The sequence below is a fragment of the Kitasatospora sp. NPDC101235 genome, assembly GCF_044767505.1.
GTDB lineage: Bacteria > Actinomycetota > Actinomycetes > Streptomycetales > Streptomycetaceae > Kitasatospora.
Genome location: NZ_JBIWNZ010000008.1, coordinates 247,301 through 267,650, shown reverse-complemented (window position 1 = coordinate 267,650; position 20,350 = coordinate 247,301). Strand labels below are relative to the sequence as shown.

Annotated in this window: 17 protein-coding genes; 12 read left to right on the top strand and 5 right to left on the bottom strand. The window is 74.3% G+C overall.

Annotated features, from left to right (window positions below; genetic code table 11):
* Window positions 1-58: 58 nt before the first annotated feature.
* Entirely contained in the window at window positions 59-1,096 is a 1,038-nt protein-coding gene (locus ACIRRH_RS16645) for an aldo/keto reductase (RefSeq protein WP_403067431.1), read from the top strand.
* Window positions 1,097-1,241: 145 nt separating this feature from the next.
* Here the strand turns inward: ACIRRH_RS16645 and ACIRRH_RS16640 are convergent, their stop codons facing one another.
* Window positions 1,242-2,210, bottom strand: a complete 969-nt coding sequence (locus ACIRRH_RS16640) for an NAD-dependent epimerase/dehydratase family protein (RefSeq protein WP_403067302.1) — start codon at window positions 2,208-2,210, stop codon at window positions 1,242-1,244.
* A gap of 491 nt (window positions 2,211-2,701) precedes the next feature.
* Between ACIRRH_RS16640 and ACIRRH_RS16635 the strand changes: the two genes are divergently transcribed.
* From ACIRRH_RS16635 to ACIRRH_RS16605, 7 genes are all read left to right on the top strand, one after another.
* Window positions 2,702-5,365 carry an SdrD B-like domain-containing protein gene (locus tag ACIRRH_RS16635; RefSeq protein WP_403067300.1) on the top strand — a complete coding sequence of 888 codons (2,664 nt, stop codon included), beginning with the start codon at window positions 2,702-2,704 and terminating at the stop codon, window positions 5,363-5,365.
* A 125-nt stretch (window positions 5,366-5,490) separates the two neighbouring features.
* The gene (locus tag ACIRRH_RS16630; protein WP_403067298.1) at window positions 5,491-6,291 is read left to right on the top strand and encodes a hypothetical protein; all 801 of its coding nucleotides are present in this window, start codon (window positions 5,491-5,493) and stop codon (window positions 6,289-6,291) included.
* 142 nt (window positions 6,292-6,433) lie between these two features.
* Window positions 6,434-7,324, top strand: a complete 891-nt coding sequence (locus tag ACIRRH_RS16625) for an ABC transporter substrate-binding protein (protein ID WP_403067296.1) — start codon at window positions 6,434-6,436, stop codon at window positions 7,322-7,324.
* Between the two features lie 31 nt (window positions 7,325-7,355).
* Complete coding sequence (locus tag ACIRRH_RS16620; RefSeq protein ID WP_403067294.1) at window positions 7,356-8,354, top strand: amino acid ABC transporter permease; 999 nt, start codon at window positions 7,356-7,358, stop codon at window positions 8,352-8,354.
* On the top strand, window positions 8,351-9,160 hold the full coding sequence (locus ACIRRH_RS16615) for an amino acid ABC transporter ATP-binding protein (protein WP_403067292.1): 810 nt from the start codon (window positions 8,351-8,353) through the stop codon (window positions 9,158-9,160). The genes ACIRRH_RS16620 and ACIRRH_RS16615 overlap by 4 nt, the downstream gene beginning before the upstream one ends.
* 29 nt (window positions 9,161-9,189) lie before the next feature.
* On the top strand, window positions 9,190-10,818 hold the full coding sequence (locus ACIRRH_RS16610) for an amidohydrolase family protein (RefSeq protein ID WP_403067290.1): 1,629 nt from the start codon (window positions 9,190-9,192) through the stop codon (window positions 10,816-10,818).
* Complete coding sequence (locus tag ACIRRH_RS16605; protein WP_403067288.1) at window positions 10,815-11,678, top strand: serine hydrolase; 864 nt, start codon at window positions 10,815-10,817, stop codon at window positions 11,676-11,678. The genes ACIRRH_RS16610 and ACIRRH_RS16605 overlap by 4 nt, the downstream gene beginning before the upstream one ends.
* Before the next feature lie 19 nt (window positions 11,679-11,697).
* Here ACIRRH_RS16605 and ACIRRH_RS16600 read toward each other — a convergent pair whose 3' ends face one another.
* Both ACIRRH_RS16600 and lysA read right to left on the bottom strand, forming a co-directional pair.
* On the bottom strand, window positions 11,698-12,621 hold the full coding sequence (locus ACIRRH_RS16600) for a LysR family transcriptional regulator (RefSeq protein ID WP_403067286.1): 924 nt from the start codon (window positions 12,619-12,621) through the stop codon (window positions 11,698-11,700).
* Between the two features lie 9 nt (window positions 12,622-12,630).
* Window positions 12,631-13,968: a diaminopimelate decarboxylase gene (gene lysA, locus ACIRRH_RS16595; RefSeq protein ID WP_403067284.1), complete on the bottom strand. Its 1,338-nt coding sequence runs from the start codon at window positions 13,966-13,968 to the stop codon at window positions 12,631-12,633.
* A gap of 179 nt (window positions 13,969-14,147) precedes the next feature.
* On the opposite strand from lysA, the gene ACIRRH_RS16590 reads away from it, so the two are divergent.
* The 4 genes from ACIRRH_RS16590 to ACIRRH_RS16575 all read left to right on the top strand — a co-directional run bounded on the left by ACIRRH_RS16590 (window position 14,148) and on the right by ACIRRH_RS16575 (window position 18,439).
* A complete protein-coding gene (locus ACIRRH_RS16590) occupies window positions 14,148-14,804 on the top strand; it encodes a GntR family transcriptional regulator (RefSeq protein ID WP_403067282.1) in 657 nt (218 codons plus the stop codon).
* A gap of 86 nt (window positions 14,805-14,890) precedes the next feature.
* On the top strand, window positions 14,891-16,153 hold the full coding sequence (locus tag ACIRRH_RS16585) for an MFS transporter (protein ID WP_403067280.1): 1,263 nt from the start codon (window positions 14,891-14,893) through the stop codon (window positions 16,151-16,153).
* Window positions 16,154-16,415: 262 nt separating this feature from the next.
* On the top strand, window positions 16,416-17,801 hold the full coding sequence (locus tag ACIRRH_RS16580) for an MFS transporter (protein ID WP_403067429.1): 1,386 nt from the start codon (window positions 16,416-16,418) through the stop codon (window positions 17,799-17,801).
* On the top strand, window positions 17,798-18,439 hold the full coding sequence (locus tag ACIRRH_RS16575) for a maleylpyruvate isomerase N-terminal domain-containing protein (protein ID WP_403067278.1): 642 nt from the start codon (window positions 17,798-17,800) through the stop codon (window positions 18,437-18,439). The genes ACIRRH_RS16580 and ACIRRH_RS16575 overlap by 4 nt, the downstream gene beginning before the upstream one ends.
* Window positions 18,440-18,471: 32 nt before the next feature.
* Here the strand turns inward: ACIRRH_RS16575 and ACIRRH_RS16570 are convergent, their stop codons facing one another.
* Entirely contained in the window at window positions 18,472-19,317 is an 846-nt protein-coding gene (locus ACIRRH_RS16570; protein ID WP_403067276.1) for an ABC transporter permease subunit, read from the bottom strand.
* A complete protein-coding gene (locus ACIRRH_RS16565; RefSeq protein WP_403067274.1) occupies window positions 19,314-20,237 on the bottom strand; it encodes an ATP-binding cassette domain-containing protein in 924 nt (307 codons plus the stop codon). The genes ACIRRH_RS16570 and ACIRRH_RS16565 overlap by 4 nt, the downstream gene beginning before the upstream one ends.
* Window positions 20,238-20,350 lie beyond the last annotated feature (113 nt).

Sequence of the window (20,350 nt, the reverse complement as noted above, 5' to 3'; positions counted from 1 at the left end):
GAACGAGAGTCCCATTAGGGGCTTCGAGGGGAGATTCGTCATGACCGTCACCACCGACATGGAGTACCGCCGGCTCGGCGCGTCCGGACTCAGGGTGCCCGCGCTCAGCCTAGGCACCGGTGCCTTCGGCGGCCGCGGCCCGCTGTTCGGCGCCTGGGGCACCACCGACGTCCAGGAGGCCCGCCGACTGCTCGACATCGCCATCGACGCCGGGGTCACCCTCTTCGACACCGCCGACGTCTACTCCGACGGCGCCTCCGAGGAGGTGCTCGGCCAGGCGATCCGCGGCCGCCGCGACCAGGTGCTGATCTCCACCAAGGCCGGACTGCCCACCGGCGACGGCCCACAGGACGCCGGCACCTCCCGGGCCCGGCTCGTCCGGAGCGTGGACGACGCGCTGCGCCGCCTCAGCACCGACCACCTGGACCTGTTCCAGCTGCACGCCTACGACGCCGACACCCCGATCGAGGAGGTGCTCGCCACCCTGGAGGACCTGGTCCGGGCCGGCAAGATCCGCTACACCGGCGTCTCCAACTTCTCCGGCTGGCAGCTGATGAAGTCCCTCGCCCTCGCCGACCGGTACGGCCGCCCCCGGTACGCCGCGCACCAGGTCTACTACTCGCTCGTCGGTCGCGACTACGAGTGGGAGCTGATGCCGCTCGCCGAGGAGGAGGGCGTCGGCGCCCTGGTCTGGAGCCCGCTCGGCTGGGGCCGGCTCACCGGGAGGATCCGCCGGGGGCAGCCGCTCCCGGACGGCAGCCGGCTGCACGACACCGCCGACTACGGCCCGCCGGTGGAGGACGAGCTGTTGTACCGGGTGGTCGACGCGCTGGACGAGGTCGCCGCCGAGGCCGGCCGCACCGTCCCCCAGGTGGCGATCAACTGGCTGCTGCGCCGTCCCACCGTCTCCTCCGTCATCATCGGCGCCCGCAACGAGGAGCAGCTGCGCCAGAACCTGGGTGCGGTCGGCTGGTCCCTGACGGAGGACCAGGTGGCCCGGCTGGACGCGGCCAGTGCCCGCACCGCGCCGTACCCGTACTTCCCGTACCGCCGGCAGGAGGCCTTCGCCCGGCTCAACCCGCCCATCGCGGGCTGAGTGGCTGAGCGGCTGAACGGTTGCGCGGTGGAGCCGTGGAGTGGATCCGTGTGGGCCCCGGCCCGGGAGATGCCCGGGCCGGGGCCGGACCGGCTGCCGCGGGGCCGCGGTCGGCCCCGCGTCGGCGGTCGCGGTGGCGGTGGTCCTACCGCTGGTGCCAGGCGGCGAGGAGCTCGGCCTCCTGGGCGGGGCCGAGGGTGTCCGGCACATGCTCGAACGGCTGGATGTCGCGGGCGGTGTCGGCCACCGGGCGCAGGACGAGGCCGGTGGCGAGGGCGCGCGCCGGATCGGCGGTGCTGGTGGCGCGGATCTCCGGGATCGCCGGCCAGAGCGGGAGCGCCCGCTGCGTGACGCCGGCGGCGTGGAGGAACTCCTCGGACACCCAGGTGAGGGTGGTGCCGGGCGGGGCGACCGCCGCGGCGATGGCGTCGAGCAGGGAGCCCATGCCGAACGGCGGGGGAGTGGCGGCGTGGTAGGCGCCGGAGGCGCCCCGCTCCAGCAGGGCGAGCATCCAGGCGGCGAGGTCTCGGGCGTCGACCACCTGGACCGGTGCGTCCGGCCGCCCGGGGGCGAGCACCTCACCGCCCCGGGCGAGGCGCTCCACCCAGTAGTCGAAGCGGTGGGTGTAGTCCCGGGGGCCGATCACGTACGTCGGGCGGACCAGCAGCGTCTCCGGGCCGAAGGCCTGCCGGGCGGCGCGCTCGCACTGGACCTTGAGGACGCCGTAGCTCTCGGCGGTGACCTCCTCGGCCTCCGGGCCGTCGGCGGGCAGCAGCGGGGAGTCCTCGGTGTAGCCCGGGGCGGCCGGGACGTCGTACACCGAGAGCGAGGAGACCAGCAGGTAGCGCCCGGCCGCGCCGGGGTCGAGAGCGGCCGCCAACTCCCGGACCTGGCGCGGGAAGTAGGCGCACAGGTCGACGGTGGCGTCCCAGCTGCGGCCGCGCAGCGCGGACAGGTCGGCGTCGCGGTCGGCGATCAGGTGGGTGGCGTCCGGGAGCAGTCCGGGGCCGGTCCGGCCCCGGTGCAGCACCGTGACCTCGTGGCCGGCGGCCAGTGCCGCCTCGGCGAAGTGGAGACCGATGAAGTGGGTGCCGCCCATGACCAGAATGCGCATCCGAACATCGTGCCAGCCCGCCCCGTGGCGGGGCCAATCGGTGCGTGGTTGTTGCCCAAGTTGTGCGTGGGATGGGTGAGTCGGGGCCCGGTATGGGGAGTTCCGGCGGGAAGTGTGTTCGACGGTCAACGACGTGGGGCGGTGCTCGCCGGCGGTGGCGGGCCGTGGTCGGCTGATTTTCGCTGGTCAGTCGCGCGTGGGCGGGTTCGGGCAGCATGACCTTGACGGCCTCGTAACGCCTGATGCCAGGTCAAAGTTCCTGGTTTCCCGGCGAACTTGTGTGAAGTCCCTTTAAGCTCCCGTTAACGATGGCGGCTTTCCGCCACTCCCGAACTCGCTCACGAGGGCGGGCGGAAGACCCGAACTGGACAATGAGAGCAGGGATGACGACGACAAGTGAACGTACCGCCGGTGCCGCGCGCGGCCCGGGCGGGGGGCGGACGGGTCCACCCGGCCGCCGTGCCGCGGGCCTTCGCACCGCGGGCGGCGCGGTGACGCTGGCCTTGCTGGCCGGGTCCTGGTCCCTGGCAGCGGCCCCACCGGCCTTCCCCCAGAGCGGGGACGGCACGGTGGCGGTCCACGTGATCCGGGCCGTGGACACCGACGGCGTGTGGACGCCCGGGCTGGAATCGGGCATGGCGGGCGTGAAGGTGACGCTCACCGACGCCGCCGGGGTCTCGATCGAGGGCACCACGGCGGCGGACGGCACCGTGACGCTGGCGCCGGCGGCGAGCAAGCTGACCGGCGGCAAGTACCGGGTCCAGGTGGTGAATCCGAAGCCGGGCGTGCTCTACCCGGCCTTCGCCTCCCGCGAAGGCCTGGACGGCGGGCCGAACAAGCTGAGCTCCAACGAGGAGTTCGTCGACCTCTCCGGCGGCAAGAAGGTGGAGATCACCACGGGGCTCTGGAGCCCGGGTGACTACTGCCAGAAGAACGCGCCGCTGGTGTCGACCTGTCAGAACCCGCCCGCGGACGGGGACGCCCAGCACACGCTGGTGTCCTTCCCGTACGAGTCCCGCGGAACGGCCGGCACCGGCTTCACCCTGACCGACGTGGCCACGGCCGGGCAGACCGGTAACCTCTACGGCATCGCCTGGAACAAGGCCGACCGGAGGGTGTTCTCCTCGGCCCAGGCCAAGCGGACCACCAGCTACGGTCCCGGCGGCCCCGGCGGGATCTACGTCACCGACTGGGACAAGAAGAAGACCACGCTCTTCGCCACCGTCCCGGACGCGGGCACCACCCCGCACACTCCGGGCAACGACGACGCCTTCCTGCCCGCGGTGGGCAAGGAGAGCCTCGGCGGCATCAAGATCACCGACGACGGCAAGGACCTCTTCGTCGTCAACCTGCACGACCGCAAGCTCTACCGCTACGACGCCACCGCGGCGACGGCGGCCGCGCCCAAGGCCTCCTACCCGATCCCGGACCCGGGCTGCCCGGCGTCGGGGGACTGGCGTCCGTACGGCCTCGGCCTCCAGGACGGCGTCGGCTTCCTCGGGGGCGTCTGCTCGGGCGAGTCCACCGGCAAGGCCTCGGACCTGCGGGCCGTGGTGCTGCCGTTCGACCTGGCCACCGGCGCGTTCAAGTCGGCGGTGCTGAACCAGCCGCTCGACTACCCGCGCGGCACCACGGTCGGCGGGCCGTGCCCCGGCACCGGCTGGTTCCCGTGGCAGGACACCTTCCCGACCACCCAGAACGGCCAGGCCTGCGGGGACAACTACCTGGCCAACCCCGAGCCGGCGGTGGCCGAGATCGCCTTCGAGACCGACGGCTCGATGCTGCTCGCCTTCCGGGACCGCTTCGGCGACCAGTCGGCGGCCGCCCCGACGGGCGCGGCGATGACCAAGGTCCTGCCCGGCGGTGACCTCCTCAAGGCCTGCCTGGCGAACGGCACGTACGTGCTGGACACCAACCTGGGCTGCGGGTCCACGGCCCGGGGGCAGCGGTTCTTCGACAACGCCCGGATCGGCCACAACAACCCTGCCAACGCCGGGATGGCGTTCTCGAAGGTCGAGGACTCCATCGTGATCTCGGGCTACGACAGCGACAGCCGGGCCTACGGCTACGGCAGCGCCTTCCAGAAGCGCAACGGCAAGGCGGACGGCGGCGTGCGGCTCAACACGGGCGCGGGCATCCCGCCGTTCGGCAAGGGCGCCGCGATGGGCGACCTGGAGGTCCTCTGCGACCAGGCTCCGCTCCAGATCGGCAACCGGGTCTGGTACGACCCCGAGCGCAGCGGCCTCCAACTGCCGGGCCAGAAGCCGGTACCGGGCGCGACCGTCCACCTGTACGACGAGGCGGGCAAGCTCGTCGGCACGACCAAGACGACCCAGCGCGGCGAGTACTACTTCGACGACAGCAACGTCGACGGCGGCCTCAAGCCGAGGACCAAGTACACGATCAAGCTGGACAACCCCGCCGACTACGCCAAGGACGGCCCCCTCTTCCAGTGGGTGCCGACCGACCACGACGTCGGTGACAACCACTTCATCGACTCCAAGGGCATCGTTCCGAAGGGCGGCAAGTTCCCGGAGCGGGCACTGACCACCGGTGGCCCCGGCGAGAACGACCACACCTACGACTTCGGCTTCCGCCTGCAGGAGGGTGCGCTGCGCCTGGTCAAGCACGACCAGGACGGCAAGCCGCTGGCGGGCGCCAAGTTCCAGCTGTGGCACGAGACCAACGGGACCGACGGGCTCCAGCCGACCGGCGACAAGCCCGACACCAAGGTCGGTGAGCCCTGCACGACCGGCGCCGACGGCATCTGCCAGGGCACCGGGGTGCCGGGGACGTACTACTGGCAGGAGCTGAGCCCGCCGGCCGGCTACGAGGCGCCGGAGGTCACCGTCTTCGGTCCGCTGAAGCTGACCTCGGCGAACCTGGACGCCGGTGTGGAGGTGACGGCCGTCAACAAGCTGATCCCCACCCCGACGCCGACGCCCACCCCGACCGAGACGCCGACCCCGGCGCCGACGTCGGCGGCTCCGGTGCCGCCGGCCCCCGCCCCGCAGCCTCCCGCACCCGGGCAACTGCCCCACACCGGTGCGGGTGAGGGGATGCCGATCGCATTGACCAGCGCTGCGGCGCTGATCGTCCTCGGCACCGCCATGGTGCTGGTGGTCCGCAGGCGCAAGGCCGCCCAACGCGGCTAGCGTTCGCAGTGAGTGGGCCCGGTGCGGGGAGACCGGCACCGGGCCCGAATCGGGCGGGTTCGTGGGACCGTTGGTCCCCGGACCCGCCCGACTGTCGTGTCCGACCGAGGAAAGGGAGCGGCTGCATGCCCCGCAAGACGAACGCCGAGGGCCGCGCGCCCCGCCGGGCCCGGGCCGGCTGGCTCAAGGCCGTGATCGCACTCGTGGTGTGCGGCGCCGCGGCGGGCGGCGTGGCCGTCTACCGGACGGTCTCCGAGGAGGCCACCGAACGCCCGGTGACCACCGACGAGGCGGGCCGCCTCGCCCTGTCCCGCCTGAACCTCTACCAGGCGAGCCCGGTGGCGGTGACGCTCACGGCCGACGAGGGCGGGGGCGTGACCATCCGGGTCGACGGGATCGTCGACTACCGCAACCACCGGGGCGTCGGCCGCTACCGGACCACCGGCGCGAGCGGACCGCTGGACCACGGCCTGATCGTCTGGGACACCGGCGGCCTCGGACTGGCCCCCGACCCGGCCGGCACCGCCGCCACGGATGCCCCGGCCTGGCAGCAGGCCGAGCACATCCCGCGCCAGGGCTGGTCGCCGCGGACCTACACGGCGGACCCGCTGGACGCCGGACTGAACCTGCTGGTCCAGCTCGGCGCGGACCGCCCCGACAACCCGCTGCTGCTCGCCCAGTCCGGGGCCCGCTGGCTGGGCCGGGACCGGATCGACGGCCGGGGCTACGACCGCTTCGCCGGTCCGCGCGCCCAGGGCGCCGCGCCCGACGGCGCCCGCTCGCCGCTGACCTACTGGGTCGACGGCGACGGCGGGCTGCGCCGGGTGACGATGCGGATGCCGGGGCTGGGCACCCCGGCCACCGTCGACTTCACCGGGCGGCAGGCGGACGCCAAGCTGCCCGAGGCCCCGTGGCTCACCGGCTGACCCGGCACCGCCGGAAGGCCGCGGGACGGAGCGGCCAGCCGTACAAAAATCGTTGGTGAGGCAGCAATGGCTTCATCATCTTCCGTTCACCCGGACTCGGCTGCCAGCATCGGCGCACCGTCACCGCCCGAGGGAGTAGCCGATGAACCGCCCCCGTTCCCTGCGCTGTCTGGCCGCACTGTCCCTGGTCGTCCTGGCCGCCACCGCCTGCGGGCGCTCCGACCAGGGCGGCTCCCCGGCCGCCGGCGCGGCGCAGGCCGCGCAGAACTCCGGGAAGAGCGCCGCCGAGCTGCTCCCGGAGAAGAACAAGCAGAGCGGCGTGCTCAGAGTGGCCACCTCCGTCGGCTACCCGCCGATGGAGATGTACAAGACCGGGACCACCGAGCTGACCGGGGTCGACCCGGACCTCGCCGCCGCCGTCGCCGGGAAGCTCGGCCTGAAGCTGGAGCTCGCCAACTCCTCCTTCGACGGCCTGATCCCCGGCCTCCAGGCCGGCCGCTACGACCTGGTGATGTCCTCCATGACGGACAGCGCGCAGCGCCGCCAGGCCGTCGATTTCGTGGACTACTTCCGCACCGGCGGCGTGATCATGACGAAGAAGGGCAACCCCGAGGGCATCAAGTCCATCGAGGACCTCTGCGGCAAGAAGGTGGTCCTCGCCAAGGGCAGTTCCAACCTGGAGATCGGCGAGCAGCAGAACGCCAAGTGCGCCACCAAGATGGCGATCTCGCAGAGCGAGGACGCCCCGACCGGGCTGCTCCAGCTGGACAGCGAGCGGGCCGTGGCCACGATCGTGGACTACCCGGTGGCGCAGATGTTCGTGCAGAGCAGCGGCTCCTACGAGGTGCTGCCGGAGCAGTACGGGACGGCGCCGTGGGGCATCGCGGTGGCGAAGAAGGACTCCGGGCTGCGCGACGCGGTGCAGAAGGCGCTCCAGGAGCTGATCGAGAGCGGCGAGTACCGCAAGGTGCTGGACACCTACCAGGTCGGCGGCAGCGCGGTGGAGCGAGCCACCGTCAACGCGGCGCAGTGAGAACGGCGGCACCGACGAGATGAGCACCGACATGAGAGACCCCGCGACGCCCGCAGACCCCCCGATGCCCGCCTCCGCAGCCCGAGCGGCCGCGGCCGGCCCCGTCGACGACGACCTGGCCTTCGAGGTGACCGGCCGGCCCCGCCCGGCGCGCTGGTTCGCCGTGCTGGCGGCCGCCTTCGTCGCCGTCTGGCTCGCCTGGACCATCATCGTCAACCCCAACCTGCACTGGGACATCGTCGCGAAGTACCAGTTCGACGGCGTGATCCTGGAAGGGCTCTGGGTGACGGTCCAACTCACCCTGATCTCCCAGGTGGTGGGCATCGTCATCGGCGTGGTGGTGGCGGTGATGCAGCTGTCCGACAGCCCGGTGCTGCGGACCACCGCCGGCGCGTACACCTGGTTCTTCCGCGGCACCCCGCTGCTGGTCCAGCTGATCTTCTGGTTCAACCTGGCGCTGCTCTTCCCGGAGATCAGCATCGGCATCCCGTTCGACGGGCCCAAGCTGGTCAGCTGGCAGTCCAACACCCTGATCACCGGCTTCGTCGCGGCGCTGCTCGGCCTGTCGATCAACGAGGGCGCCTACATGTCCGAGATCGTCCGGGCCGGCATCCAGAGCGTCGACCCCGGGCAGCGCGAGGCCGGTGCCTCGCTGGGCATGTCCAACCGGCAGATCCTCACCCGGGTGGTGCTGCCGCAGGCGATGCGGGTGATCATCCCGCCGTTCGGCAACCAGTTCATCTCGATGCTGAAGACCACCTCGCTGGTCTCCGTCATCGCCGGCGCCGACCTGATGACCGTCTCTCAGCACCTCTACCTCGCCAACTTCGAGGTGATCGCGCTGCTGATCGTCGCGTCCATCTGGTACCTGGTGCTCACCACCATCGCGAGCGTCGCCCAGCACGCGGTGGAGCGGAGGTTCAACCCGGCCGGCGCCCCGCCGGCGCTGCACCGCCGGGTGCTGGCCAATCTGAGGCCCGGGCGCGGCGGAGCGCAGAAGCGGACGACGAAGAAGGGGGAGGGCGCATGAGGACGATCGACCTGGACAAGCCGGGCGGGCCGGCCACCGAGGTGGTCCTGTCGGCCCGGAAGGTGCGCAAGCGCTTTGGCGACGTGGAGGTGCTGCGCGGCATCGACCTGGAGGTGCGGGCGGGGGAGGTGCTCTGTGTGATCGGGCCCTCCGGCTCCGGCAAGTCCACGCTGCTGCGCTGCTTCAACCACCTGGAGAAGATCGACGCCGGGCGGATCGAGGTGGACGGCGAACTGGTCGGCTACGAGCCGCACGGCGCCTGCGGCAGCAGGCTGCGCGAGCGCCGGCCGCGCGACATCCGCCACCAGCGCGAGCGGATCGGCATGGTCTTCCAGCGCTTCCACCTCTTCCCGCACCGCACTGCGCTCCAGAACGTGATGGAGGGCCCGGTCGCGGTCAAGCGCCGCCCGCGCGAGGAGGCCGAGCGCCGGGCCCGCGAACTGCTCGCCCGGGTCGGCCTGGCCGACCGCGCCGACCACTACCCGGGCCAGCTCTCCGGCGGCCAGCAGCAGCGGGTGGCGATAGCCCGGGCGCTGGCCATGGAGCCGACCATGATGCTCTTCGACGAGCCCACCTCCGCGCTCGACCCCGAGCTGGTCGGCGAGGTGCTCGGCGTGATGCGCGACCTCGCCCGCAGCGGCATGACGATGATCGTCGTCACCCACGAGATGGGCTTCGCCCGCGAGGTCGCCGACCGGGTCGTCTTCATGGACCAGGGCGCCGTCGTGGAGGCCGGCAGCCCGGCCGAGGTGTTCACCGCCCCGCGGCACGACCGCACCCGGGCCTTCCTCTCGACGGTGCTCTGATGGGAGCGATGGGACTGATGGGAGCGGACGTGACCACGACCCCGGCCGACCTGCTGCTGCGCGGCGCCACCCTGCTGGACGGCACCGGGGCGCCCGCCCGCCCGGCCGACCTCGCCGTCGCGGCCGGCCGGGTCACCGTACTGCCGCCGGGCACCACCGTGGCCGCGGCCGAGACCCTGGACGTCACCGGACGGGTCGTCACCCCCGGTTTCATCGACGTCCACACCCACTCGGACGCGCTCGCCGCCCCGTTCGGCGGCGGCACCCACACCGACGGCGACGCCCTGGACGAACTGCGGCTCGCCCCGCTGCTCCAGGGCGTCACCACCGAGATCAGCGGCAACTGCGGGATCAGCCTGTTCCCCGCGCTGCCCGAGCGGCTGCCCGAACTGGCCGAGCACCTGCGGGTCTCCTTCGGCCTCGGGCCGGTGCTGCCCGCCGAGGACTTCGACGCCTTCGCCGCCGGCCAGCGGCCCGAACTGCGCCGCAACCACATCACCTCGCTGGTCGGCCACGGCACGCTGCGCGCCGGGGTGATGGGCTTCGAGGACCGCCCGCCCACCCCCGAGGAGCTGGCCGCCATGTGCGGGCTGCTCGACCGGGCGCTGACCCAGGGCGCGGCCGGGCTCTCCACCGGACTGATCTACCCGCCCGGCGTCTACGCGGACACCGAGGAGATCGTGGCCCTGGCGAAGGTCGCCGCGCGGCACGGCAAGCCGTACGTGACGCACCTGCGCGACGAGATGTCCCAGGTGGAGAAGGCCCTGGAGGAGGCGCTGGAGATCGCGGTGCGCTCCGGCGCCCCGCTCCAGGTCTCCCACCACAAGACGGCCGGCCGGCACGCCTGGGGCGCCACCCTGCGCACCCTGCCGCGGCTGGAACGGGCCCGCGCCGAGGGCGTGGACGTGCTCTGCGACGTCTACCCGTACACCGCCGGCAGCACCGTGCTGCACGCGATGCTGCCGCCGTGGACCAGCGAGGGCGGGGTGGCCGCCCTGCTGGAGCGGCTGCGCAGCAAGGAGGTGCGGGACCGGATCCGGGCGGACATCGCGAACGGCGTCGAGGGCTGGGAGAACACCGTCGGCAACGGCGGCTGGGACCTGATCTCGGTGGCCGCCGCCCCGGCCGGCCGCGCCGCCGAGGGCCGCCGGATCGCCGACCTGGCCGCCGAGCGCGGCACCGACCCGGTGGACTACGTCTGCGACCTGCTGCTGGAGGCCCAGGGCGAGGTGACCATCATCAGCCACTCGATGCGCGAGGACGACGTCCGCCGGGTGCTGGCCAGCCCGCTGTCGATGATCGGCTCGGACGGTGTGCCCAAACCCGGCCGCCCGCACCCCCGCTGGGCGGGCAGCTTCGCCCGGGTGCTCGGCCACTACGGGCGCGAGCACGGGCTGCTGCCGCTGGAGCTCGCGGTGCACAAGATGACCGGCCTGCCCGCCGCGCGGTTCGGGCTGATCGGGCGCGGCGTGGTCCGGGACGGCGCCGTCGCGGACCTGGTGGTACTGGACCCGGCGGCCGTCCTGGACGGCGCGACCTTCGAGCAGCCGCTGCTGCCGCCGGTCGGCGTGGAGACCGTCGTGGTGGCCGGGCGGGTCGCGGTGCGCGGCGGCCGGCCGACCGCGATCCGGGCCGGAGAGGTGGTGCGGGTCCGATGAGCCTCGCCCAGGTGGCCGCCGCCGCGCGCAGCTCGGCGGCGCTCCCGCTGACCCTCGCGGTGGCCGCCGTCGACGTGGACGCCCCCGGCGCGCACACCGGCGCCGACGGCGGTGCGGTCGGGGTGGACGACACCGTCGTGCTTCCCGTCGCCAGTGCCTCCAAGCTGCTGCTGCTGGCCGAGGTCGCCCGGCGGCTGGACACCGGAGAACTGACGGCCGGGCAGCCGGTGGCGATCCTTCCCGAGGACGTCACCGGCGGCACCGGCCTGCTGGGCCGGCTCAGCCGCCCGGGCTGGACGGTGGAGGACCTGGCCTGGCTGACCGCCGCGGTCAGCGACAACACCGCCACCAACGCGCTGCTGCGGCTGGTCGGTCTGCCGGCCGCCGCACGGCTGGCGCGCGACCTCGGCCTGGAACGGCTCACCCTGCACGACCGGGTGCGCGACGAGCGCGGGCCGGACGTCCCGCCGGTCTTCGCCACCGGCACCGCCCGCGATCTGGCCCGCCTGGTGGCCCTCGCGGTCCAGGGCACCATGGCCACCCCGGCGGCCTCGGCCCGGCTGCTCGGCTGGATGCGCGCCAACACCGACCACGGCCTGGTGCCCGCGCTGATCGACCACGACCCGTACGCGCCCGGTTTCCCCGAGCCGCTGCCCGGCCGCCTGCTGGTGGCCAACAAGACCGGTACGGACACCGGGGTACGGGCCGACGCGGGCGTCATCGTGGGCGCCCGCCGGGTGGCCTACGCGGTCGTCGCGCACTGGGACGTGGCGCTCGGGCCCAGCACCGAACGGGCCGCCGTGCACGCCATCCGGGACGTCGGCCGGGCGCTCGCGGCCTGGGCCCAGCGGCCCGCCTGACGGCTTCGAGCCGGGGGGATCAGGCCCACTGCATGTCGAGCAGGGACCTGATCTCCCCGGCGGCGGCGCCGAGTTCGGCAAGGAATGCCTGGAGCACCGGGTTGCGGTTGGTGGCCCGGGTGGCCACCCCGATCCGGCGGTGCAGCTGGGGGTGGTCCAGCCGGCAGACGTGCACCCCGGCGCTGTCGGCCAGGCCGAGCGCCGGGATCAGCGCGACGCCCATGCCGGCCCGCGCGAGGTTGATGGTCACCTGGTAGTGGTCGCTGCGGCAGCGCACCCGGGGACGGAACCCCTCGGCCGCGCAGGCGCGTTCGAGCACCGGCTCGCCGGTGCTGCCGCCGTGGGTGCCGATCCAGCTCTCGCCCTCCAGCTCGGCCAGCCGCACCACCGAGCGCCGCCCGAGCCGGTGCCGCAGCGGCACCACGACCAGCTGCGGCTCCTCGAAGTACATCCGCACGTCCACCGCCGCCTGGCGGCACCACGGGTCCAGCGGGTGCTCGAAGACCACGGCCGCGTCCAGCCGGCCGGCCTCCAGGTCCGGGACCAGCTCGTGCGGCTGGCCCATGATGAGCTCCAGCTCCACCTGCGGGTTCCCGGCGGCGAACGCGGCCAGCGCCCGGGGCAGCAGGTCCAGCCCGGCGGAGGCGAAGAAACCGATCCGCAGCACGCCGGCCGCGCCCTGGGCGTGCGCCCGCAGGTCGTCCTGCGCGACGGCCATCAGGTCGGCGATCGCCTGGGCGTGCTCGGCCAGCCGGACACCCGCGGGCGTCAGTCGCAGGGACTGCGGAGCCCGTTCCACCAGCGCGACACCCAGCTCCTGCTCCAGGCGGGCGAGCTGGTGCGAGATGGCGGACGGGCTCAGGTGCAGGGCCTGCGCCGCGGCCACGATGGTGCCCCGGCGGGCGATCTCCAGGAGGACGAGCAGTCGGGCGCTGTTCAGCATCGGCCCAGGTTATGAGGCGAGTGCCCGCTGCGCAGCCACCGGCTCCCCGGTGCCGCCGTCGGCGGCCACGTCCAGCCGGAGCAGGTCGTGCTCGGTCTCCCGGCGCACCACCAGGCGGGCCTCGCCGTCCCGGACGAAGACCACGGCGGGCCGCGGCAGCTTGTTGTAGTTGGACGCCATGGCGTAGCCGTAGGCGCCGGTCACCGGGGTGGCCAGCAGGTCGCCGACCCGCAGGTCGGCGGGGAGCGCGGCGTCGTCGATGATCACGTCGCCGCTCTCGCAGTGCTTGCCGACCAGCCGGGCACGCCGCGGGCGGGGCGCCTCGGGGCAGCGGGGCAGGAACGCCTCGTAGCGGGCGCCGTACAGCGCGGGGCGCAGGTTGTCGCTCATCCCGCCGTCCACGCTGACGTAGGTGCGCACGCCCTCGATCCGCTTGACGGTGCCGACCCGGTACACGGTCAGCCCGGCCCGGGCGGCGATCGAGCGGCCGGGCTCGACGTCCACCTCGCCGCTCCAGCCGGCCCCGCGCACGGCCGCGCGGACCCGCTCGGCCCAGACGGCGAAGGAGGGGGCGCTCTGCCCGTTCAGGTAGGCCACGCCCAGGCCGCCGCCGACGGTCAGCCGGCGCAGGCCGTGCTCCACCGCGAACCGGGCCACCGCCGCGGCGCCGTCGGCCAGCTCGGCCGGGTCCAGCACCTGGGAGCCGACGTGGGCGTGGACGCCTTCCAGCCGTACGGCGGCGGAGCCCGCGGCCCGGCGCACCGCGGCCGCGGCGGCGCCGTCGGCCAAGCCGAAGCCGAACTTGGAGTCGTGGCCGCCGGTCTGGATGGCCTGGTGGGCGCCGGCCGCGACCCCGGGCGCCACCCGCAGCCGGACCCGGGCCGGGGGCAGGCCCTCCTCGCGGTGCAGCCGCTCGATCCGGTCCAGCTCGTCGAAGCTGTCCACCACGATGTGGCGCAGGCCGACGGTCAGCGCGGTGCGCAGCTCGGTCTCGTCCTTGTTGTTGCCGTGCAGCACGATCCGGTCCGGGTCGACCCCGGCGTACAGCGCGGTGCGCAGCTCGCCGCCGGAGGCGACGTCCAGCAGCAGGCCCTCCTCGGTGGCGAGGCGGGCCATCGCGGTGCACAGGAAGGCCTTGGAGGCGTAGGCGACGTTGCCCCGGCCGAAGGCGGCCACCGCCTCGCGGCAGCGCCGGCGCAGGTGCTCCTCGTCGTAGACGAACAGCGGCGTGCCGTACCGGCGGGCGGCCTCGTCCAGGAGCACGCCGCCGACGGCCAGCCCCTCGGGGCGGAACTCGGCGGTGAGCGGCAGCAGGCCCGGATCGACGGGCGGCAGGGCTGGCGACACAGGGGACAAGGCTTCCTCCCGGCAGGCTGGCTGGCCCGCCCATCCTCGGTCCTGCGGGAGGGGCTGAGAAAGCGCATTCTTCCGGCCCTGAGCAGTACCGAAACCGATGCTCCGGACCGGCGGACGGCCCTGCGGGGTGTTGCATCTAAGCTTGCATCTATGGTGCTACGGTGTGTTCCATGGCCGACACCCCGCCCCCTGCCCGCGTCCCGGCCGCGGACCGCGCGTACGAACTGACCAAGGACCTCATCCTCGGCGGCGGCCTCCCCGGCGGGACGCTGATCAGCGAGGGCGAGATCGCCGAACGCACCTCGCTCAGCCGCACCCCGGTCCGGGAGGCCTTCCTGCGGCTGCAGGCCGAGGGGCTGCTCCGGCTCTTCCCCAAGCGCGGAGCCGTCGTGGTGCCGGTCGGCCCCGGCGAGGCCGAGGACGTGCTGGAACTGCGCGAGGCGCTGGAGAGCACCGCCGTACGCCGGATCACCCGCCGCCCCGACGGCCTCGACGCGCTGGTGCGGCAGCTGTCCGAACTGATCGACCAGCAGCGCGAACCCGCCCGCCGGGCCGACCTCGGCGCCTTCGCCGACGCCGACGAGGCCTTCCACCGGGGCATCGTGACGGCCTCCGGCAACGAGCTCGCCGAGCGGTTCTACGGGACACTGCGCGACCGCCAGCGCCGGATGGCCGTCCAGCTGCTGCAGGTCCAGCCGGAGCGGCTGGCCCCGCTGGTCGAGGAGCACACCGTGCTGGTCGAGCGGATCGCGGCCCGCGACGCCGAGGGCTTCACCGTCGCCCTGCGCGCCCACCTGGACGCCCACCGGGCCGTCACCGACCGCTGACCTCTCCTCGGCGCGCGCCGACGGTTCGCGCGCACACCCCCGACGGACCGCCGGGACCCCACCATCCGACAAGGAGCAGCACCACCATGAGCACCACCCGGCCGCCGTCCGCCGGTCCCGTCGCACCGTCCGGCCGGGGGCGGCCGTGGCTGCTCGCGGCCCTCGCCATGCTCTGCTGCGGCTGGGGCGGCAACCAGTTCACCCCGCTGCTGCTGATGTACCGCCACCTCGGCGGCTACTCGGAGGTCACCGTGGACGCCTTCCTGGGGGCGTACGTCCTCGGGCTGGTCCCCGGACTGCTGGTCGGCGGCGCCGCCTCGGACCGCTACGGGCGCCGCCCGCTGATGATCGGCGCGGTGACTGCCTCGCTCGCCGCCAGCGGGGTGCTGTGCGGCGGCGCGGCCGGTGAACTCCCCATCTACGCCGGGCGGTTCCTCACCGGCATAGCCGTCGGCATCGCGATGGCCGTCGGCACCAGCTGGGTCAAGGAGCTCTCCCAGGCCCCGCACGACCCGGCCGCCGACCCGGGTGCCGGAGCCCGGCGCGCCTCCCTCGCCCTGACCCTCGGCTTCGGGCTCGGCGCCGGGGTGGCCGGCGCGCTCGCCCAGTGGGGCCCCTGGCCGATGGTCACCCCGTACCTCGCCCACCTGCTGGTCACCCTGCCCGCGCTGTTCCTGCTCCCGAAGGCCGTCGAGACCCGGGCCCGCACCGCCGCCGTCCGCAGCCTCTGGGCCGACCTCAAGGTCCCGGCGGCCGGGCACCGGCGCTTCGTGCGGGTGGTCCTGCCGATGGCCCCGTGGGTGTTCGGCTCGGCCGGCGTCGCGTACGCGGTGACCCCGCAGCTGGTCGGCGACCGGCTCGGCGACTGGTCGCTGGCCTACGCGACCCTGCTCACCGTCCTCACCCTCGGCACCGGTGCCCTCGTCCAGCCCTTCGCCAAGCGCCTGGACTCGCTCTCCTCGGCGCGCGGCGTCATCGTCTCCATGGTGCTGATGGCCTGCGGCATGGCCGTCTGCGCCGGCGACGCGGCGGTCCGCTCCCCGCTGCTCGGCCTGTGCGGCGCGGTCCTCCTCGGCGCCGCCTACGGCATCGGGGTGGTCTCCGGGCTGCTGGAGATCCAGCGCATCGTCACCCCCGACGACCTGGCGGGCATCACCGGCGTCTACTACGCGCTCTGCTACTCGGGCTTCCTGCTCCCCGCGATCCTGGCCGCGCTCTCCTCGCTGGCCTCCTACACCGTGATGCTCGCCGTGGTGACCGCCCTCGCGCTCGCCAGCCTCGCCGTGATCACCCTCTCCTCCCGCCGCACCGCACTCGAAACCCGCCCGGGGCAGCCCTCGCCCCGCTGACCGCCGAGCACGCCGGCGCACCCCGGGTGGCGGCCCCGGGTGGGCCGGGCGACGATGGGCCGAGGAGCGACGATCGCTCCTCGGCCACGAGGCCGAGCGGATCGCCGACCAGGACGCCCCGGCCCCCGGGAAGAGGCTCCCCTTGAACACCGACCCCCCGCGCGGCACCGCGCACCCGCCGCGGCCCGGCGCCACCGCGGCGGGCGGCCGGGCCGCCGCCCGCCGCTGGCGGGCGCTCGGGGTCTGCCTGGTCGCCGGCTTCATGACCCTGTTGGACGTCAGCATCGTCAACGTCGCCCTGCCGACCGTACGGGCCGGGCTGCACATGTCCGACAGCGGACTGCAATGGGTGCTCAGCGGCTACGCGCTGGCCTTCGGCCTGGTGCTGGTGCCCGCCGGGCGGCTCGGCGACGCGCGCAGCCGGCGGGCCGTCTTCCTCGTCGGGCTCGCCCTGTTCACCGCGGCCAGCGCGCTCGCCGGGGCGGCGCAGAGCCAGGAGTGGCTGGTGCTGGCCCGGCTGTTCCAGGGCGCGGCCGGCGGGGTGCTGGTGCCGCAGGTGTCCGGCTTCATCCAGGTGCTGTTCCGGGGCGCCGAGCGCGGCCGGGCCTTCGGCGTGCTGGGCACGACCATCGGGCTGTCCACCGCGGTCGGACCGCTGCTCGGCGGGCTGCTGATCCACCTGGTCGGCCCGCAGGACGGCTGGCGCTGGGTGTTCCTGGTCAACCTGCCGATCGGCGTCGCCGCGCTGCCGATCGCCTACCGGCTGCTTCCGGCGCCCCCGCCCGCCGCCGAGCGGGCCGGGCACCGGGACTTCGACCCGGTCGGCGTGCTGCTGCTCGGCGCCGGGACGGTCTCACTGCTGCTGCCGTTCGTCCAGGCGCAGCAGTGGCACGACTCGGCCCGATGGCTGCTGCTGGCGCTGGCGGCGGTGCTGCTCGCCGTCTTCGTCGGCTGGGAGCTGTACTACGGGCGGCGGCACGAACCGCTGGTGAGCATGGCGCTGTTCGCGGTGCGCCCGTACGCGGCGGGGACGCTGCTGTCGCTGGTGTACTTCGCCGGGTTCACCGCGATCTTCTTCATCTTCACCCTCTACCTCCAGGTGGGCCTGCACTACTCGGCGCTGGCGGCGGGCCTGGCGATCACGCCGTTCGCGGTCGGCTCGGCGGTGTCCGCGACGGTGGGCGGGAGCCTGGTGAGCCGGCTGGGGCGGCGGCTGGTGGTGGCCGGGCTGGTGCTGGTGCTGGCCGGGCTGCTGGCCTCGACGCTCGCGGTGCAGCTGTGGTCCGGGCCCGACGTGGGCTGGACGATGGCGCTGCCGCTGCTGGTCGCCGGGGTGGGCAGCGGACTGGTGGTCGCCCCGAACCAGACACTGACCCTCCAGCAGGTGCCGGTGGCCCGGGCGGGCAGTGCGGGCGGAGTGCTGCAGACCGCGCAGCGGGTCGGCTCCGCGGTGGGCATCGCCGTCGTCGGCTCGGTGTTCTTCGCCCATGCCGCCGGCCCCCGCCCGGACTGGGCGCTGGCCTTCCAGCTGGGGGTGACGGTCGCGGCCGGCCTGGTGCTGGCGGCGCTGCTGGTGGCGGCCGCCGACATGGCCTCGGGCCGGGGCGGTTTCCGGGCCGCCGGGCCGCGGGTGGGGGACGGGCCGTGACGGACGCCCGGGCGGACTTCCTGGCCGCCGCCGCCGCGGCCGAGGACCTGCTGCGCCGCCCGGAGGTGGCGGCCTCCTGGCGGCGGCCGAGCGCACTGGCGCAGTGGAGCGTCGGCGGGCTGGCCGGGCACCTGGCCTACCAGGTCCTCTGCGTGGCGGAGCTGCCGGCCGCCGCCGTACCGGCGGAGCCGGTGGTCGGGCTGCTGGACCACTACGCCCGGTCGCTCTGGGTCGGCGCCGCACTCGACGCGGACGTCAACGTGCGGATCCGGCAGGGCAGCGAGGCCTTCGCGGCCGACGGGCCGGCCGCGCTGCACCGCCGGCTCGCCGCCGTGCTGCCGGAGCTCGCGGCCACGCTGGCGGCGGCGGACGGCACCCGACCGGTCCGGCTGCCGTTCTGGGGCCCGTGGGCACTCACCCTCGACGACCTGCTGGCCACCCGGACGATGGAACTGGCCGTCCACGGCGACGACCTGGCGGTCAGCGTCGGGGTGCCGGGCCCCGAGCTCCCACCGGAGACCGCCGAGTCGGTGATCGGCCTGCTGGCCCGGCTGGCCGTCCGGCGGCACGGCCAGGCGGCGGTGCTGCGCACGCTCAGCCGGGCCGAGCGGGCGCCCGGGAGCATCGCGGCGTTCTGAGCCCCTTCGTCCTGAACACCTGCCCGGGGCCGTCAGTGGTCGCGGCGGTGGACCGCGACCGCCGCGACGGCGACCGAGGCCAGCGACCACACCGCGAAGGTGACCCAGGAGCCTGCGACGGTGGCCGGATACTCGGACGGGCGCAGGCCCGCCAGGGTGGTCCGGGCCAGGCGCTGCCAGGCGGGCAGCGGCAGGGCGTGCAGCAGGTCGGCGCTCCAGCGGTAGCGCTCGGTGACCAGCGACGGGACGAAGAACAGCACCACGACGGTGCCCACCACGGCGCCCGCGCTGTGCCGGACCAGGGTGCCGAGGCCGAGCCCGACCAGCGCGCAGACCGGGCCGAACAGCACCGCCGCCGCGACGTACCGCAGCGCGGTCGGGTCGGTGACGGACTGCCCGATGCCGGCCTCGGACAGGATCGCCTGGCTCGCGCCGAAGGAGACGCCGACGGTGAGCACCCCGTAGCCGAACAGCACGGCGGCCAGCACGCAGGCCTTGGCGGCGATCACCGCCCGGCGATCGGGCACGGCCGCCAGCGTCGTGCGGATCAGCCCGGTCGCGTACTCGCCCGCGATGACGATCGCGCCGAGGCCGCCCGCGACCAGCATCAGGATGTCGGCGGAGGCGAGGTTGAACGCGTCGTTCAGCGCCACCTGCGCCATGACCGCCGGGTCGCCCTCGCCCGGCGTGTAGTGGTCGCGGGTGTACAGGGCGGACTTCAGGTTGGCGGCGACGATCGCCAGGGCGCTGAGACCGAGCACCCAGGAGATCGAGCGCAGCGACCAGAACTTGATCCACTCGGCGGCCAGCAGGTCGCCGAAGCGGGCGCGCGGCTCGGCGCGGGTGTGGGCGGGCGTGGTGCTCGACGCGGTGTTCAACGGGGCGCTCCGGCGGGGTACTCGACGCTGTCGGCGGTCAGGTCCATGAACGCCTCCTCCAGGGAGGCGCCCCGGGTGGTCAGGGCGTGCAGCAACAGGCGCTGTTCCAGGGCGAGTTCGCCGATCCGGGTGGCGTCCAGTCCGGTCACCGCGAGGGCGCCGTCCGGGCCGGGCCGAACGGCCGCGCCGGCCGCCGTCAACACGGCCGCCAGCCGGTCGGGTTCGGCGGCCCGGACGGTGACGGTGGCCCGGCCGGTCCGGGCGGCGAACGCGGTGAGGCTCTCGTCGGCGAGCAGCCGGCCGCGTCCGATCACCACCAGGTGGTCGGCGGTGTGTTCCATCTCGGCCATCATGTGACTGGAGACGAAGACCGTGCGCCCCTCGGCGGCGAGCCGCCGGAACAGCCCGCGCACCCAGAGCACGCCCTCCGGGTCCAGCCCGTTCAGCGGCTCGTCGAAGAGCAGCACCGGCGGGTCGCCGAGCAGCGCGCCGGCGATGCCGAGCCGCTGCTTCATGCCCAGCGAGTAGCCGCGGATCCGGCGCCCGGCCGCTTCGGCGAGCCCGACCTCGTGCAGCACCTGCTCGACCCGCGCGGCCGGGATCGCGTTGGCGCGGGCCAGCGCCCGCAGCTGGGCCCGGCCGGTGCGCCCGCCGTGCGCGTCGCCCGCGTCGAGCAGCGCGCCGGCGTGGCGCAGGCCGCGCGGTCGGCTGGCGAAGGGCACCCCGGCCACGGTGACGGTGCCTTCGGTGGGGGTGTTGAGGCCGAGGACCAGCCGCAGGGTGGTGGACTTGCCCGCGCCGTTGGGGCCGAGGAAGCCGGTGACCCGGCCGGGCCGGACGGTGAAGGAGAGGCGGTCGACGGCGGTGCGGACCCGCTTGCCGCGGCCGTAGCGCTTCGTCAGCTCGGTGACTTCGATCATGCGTCCCACGGTGCCCGGGGGAGCCGGCCGGCCGCATCGGACCGGCGTCGACAGTGCTGGTCACCCGTGGCCGTACAACCACGGTTGGATGACGGCGTCGCGGACCGTCGTTA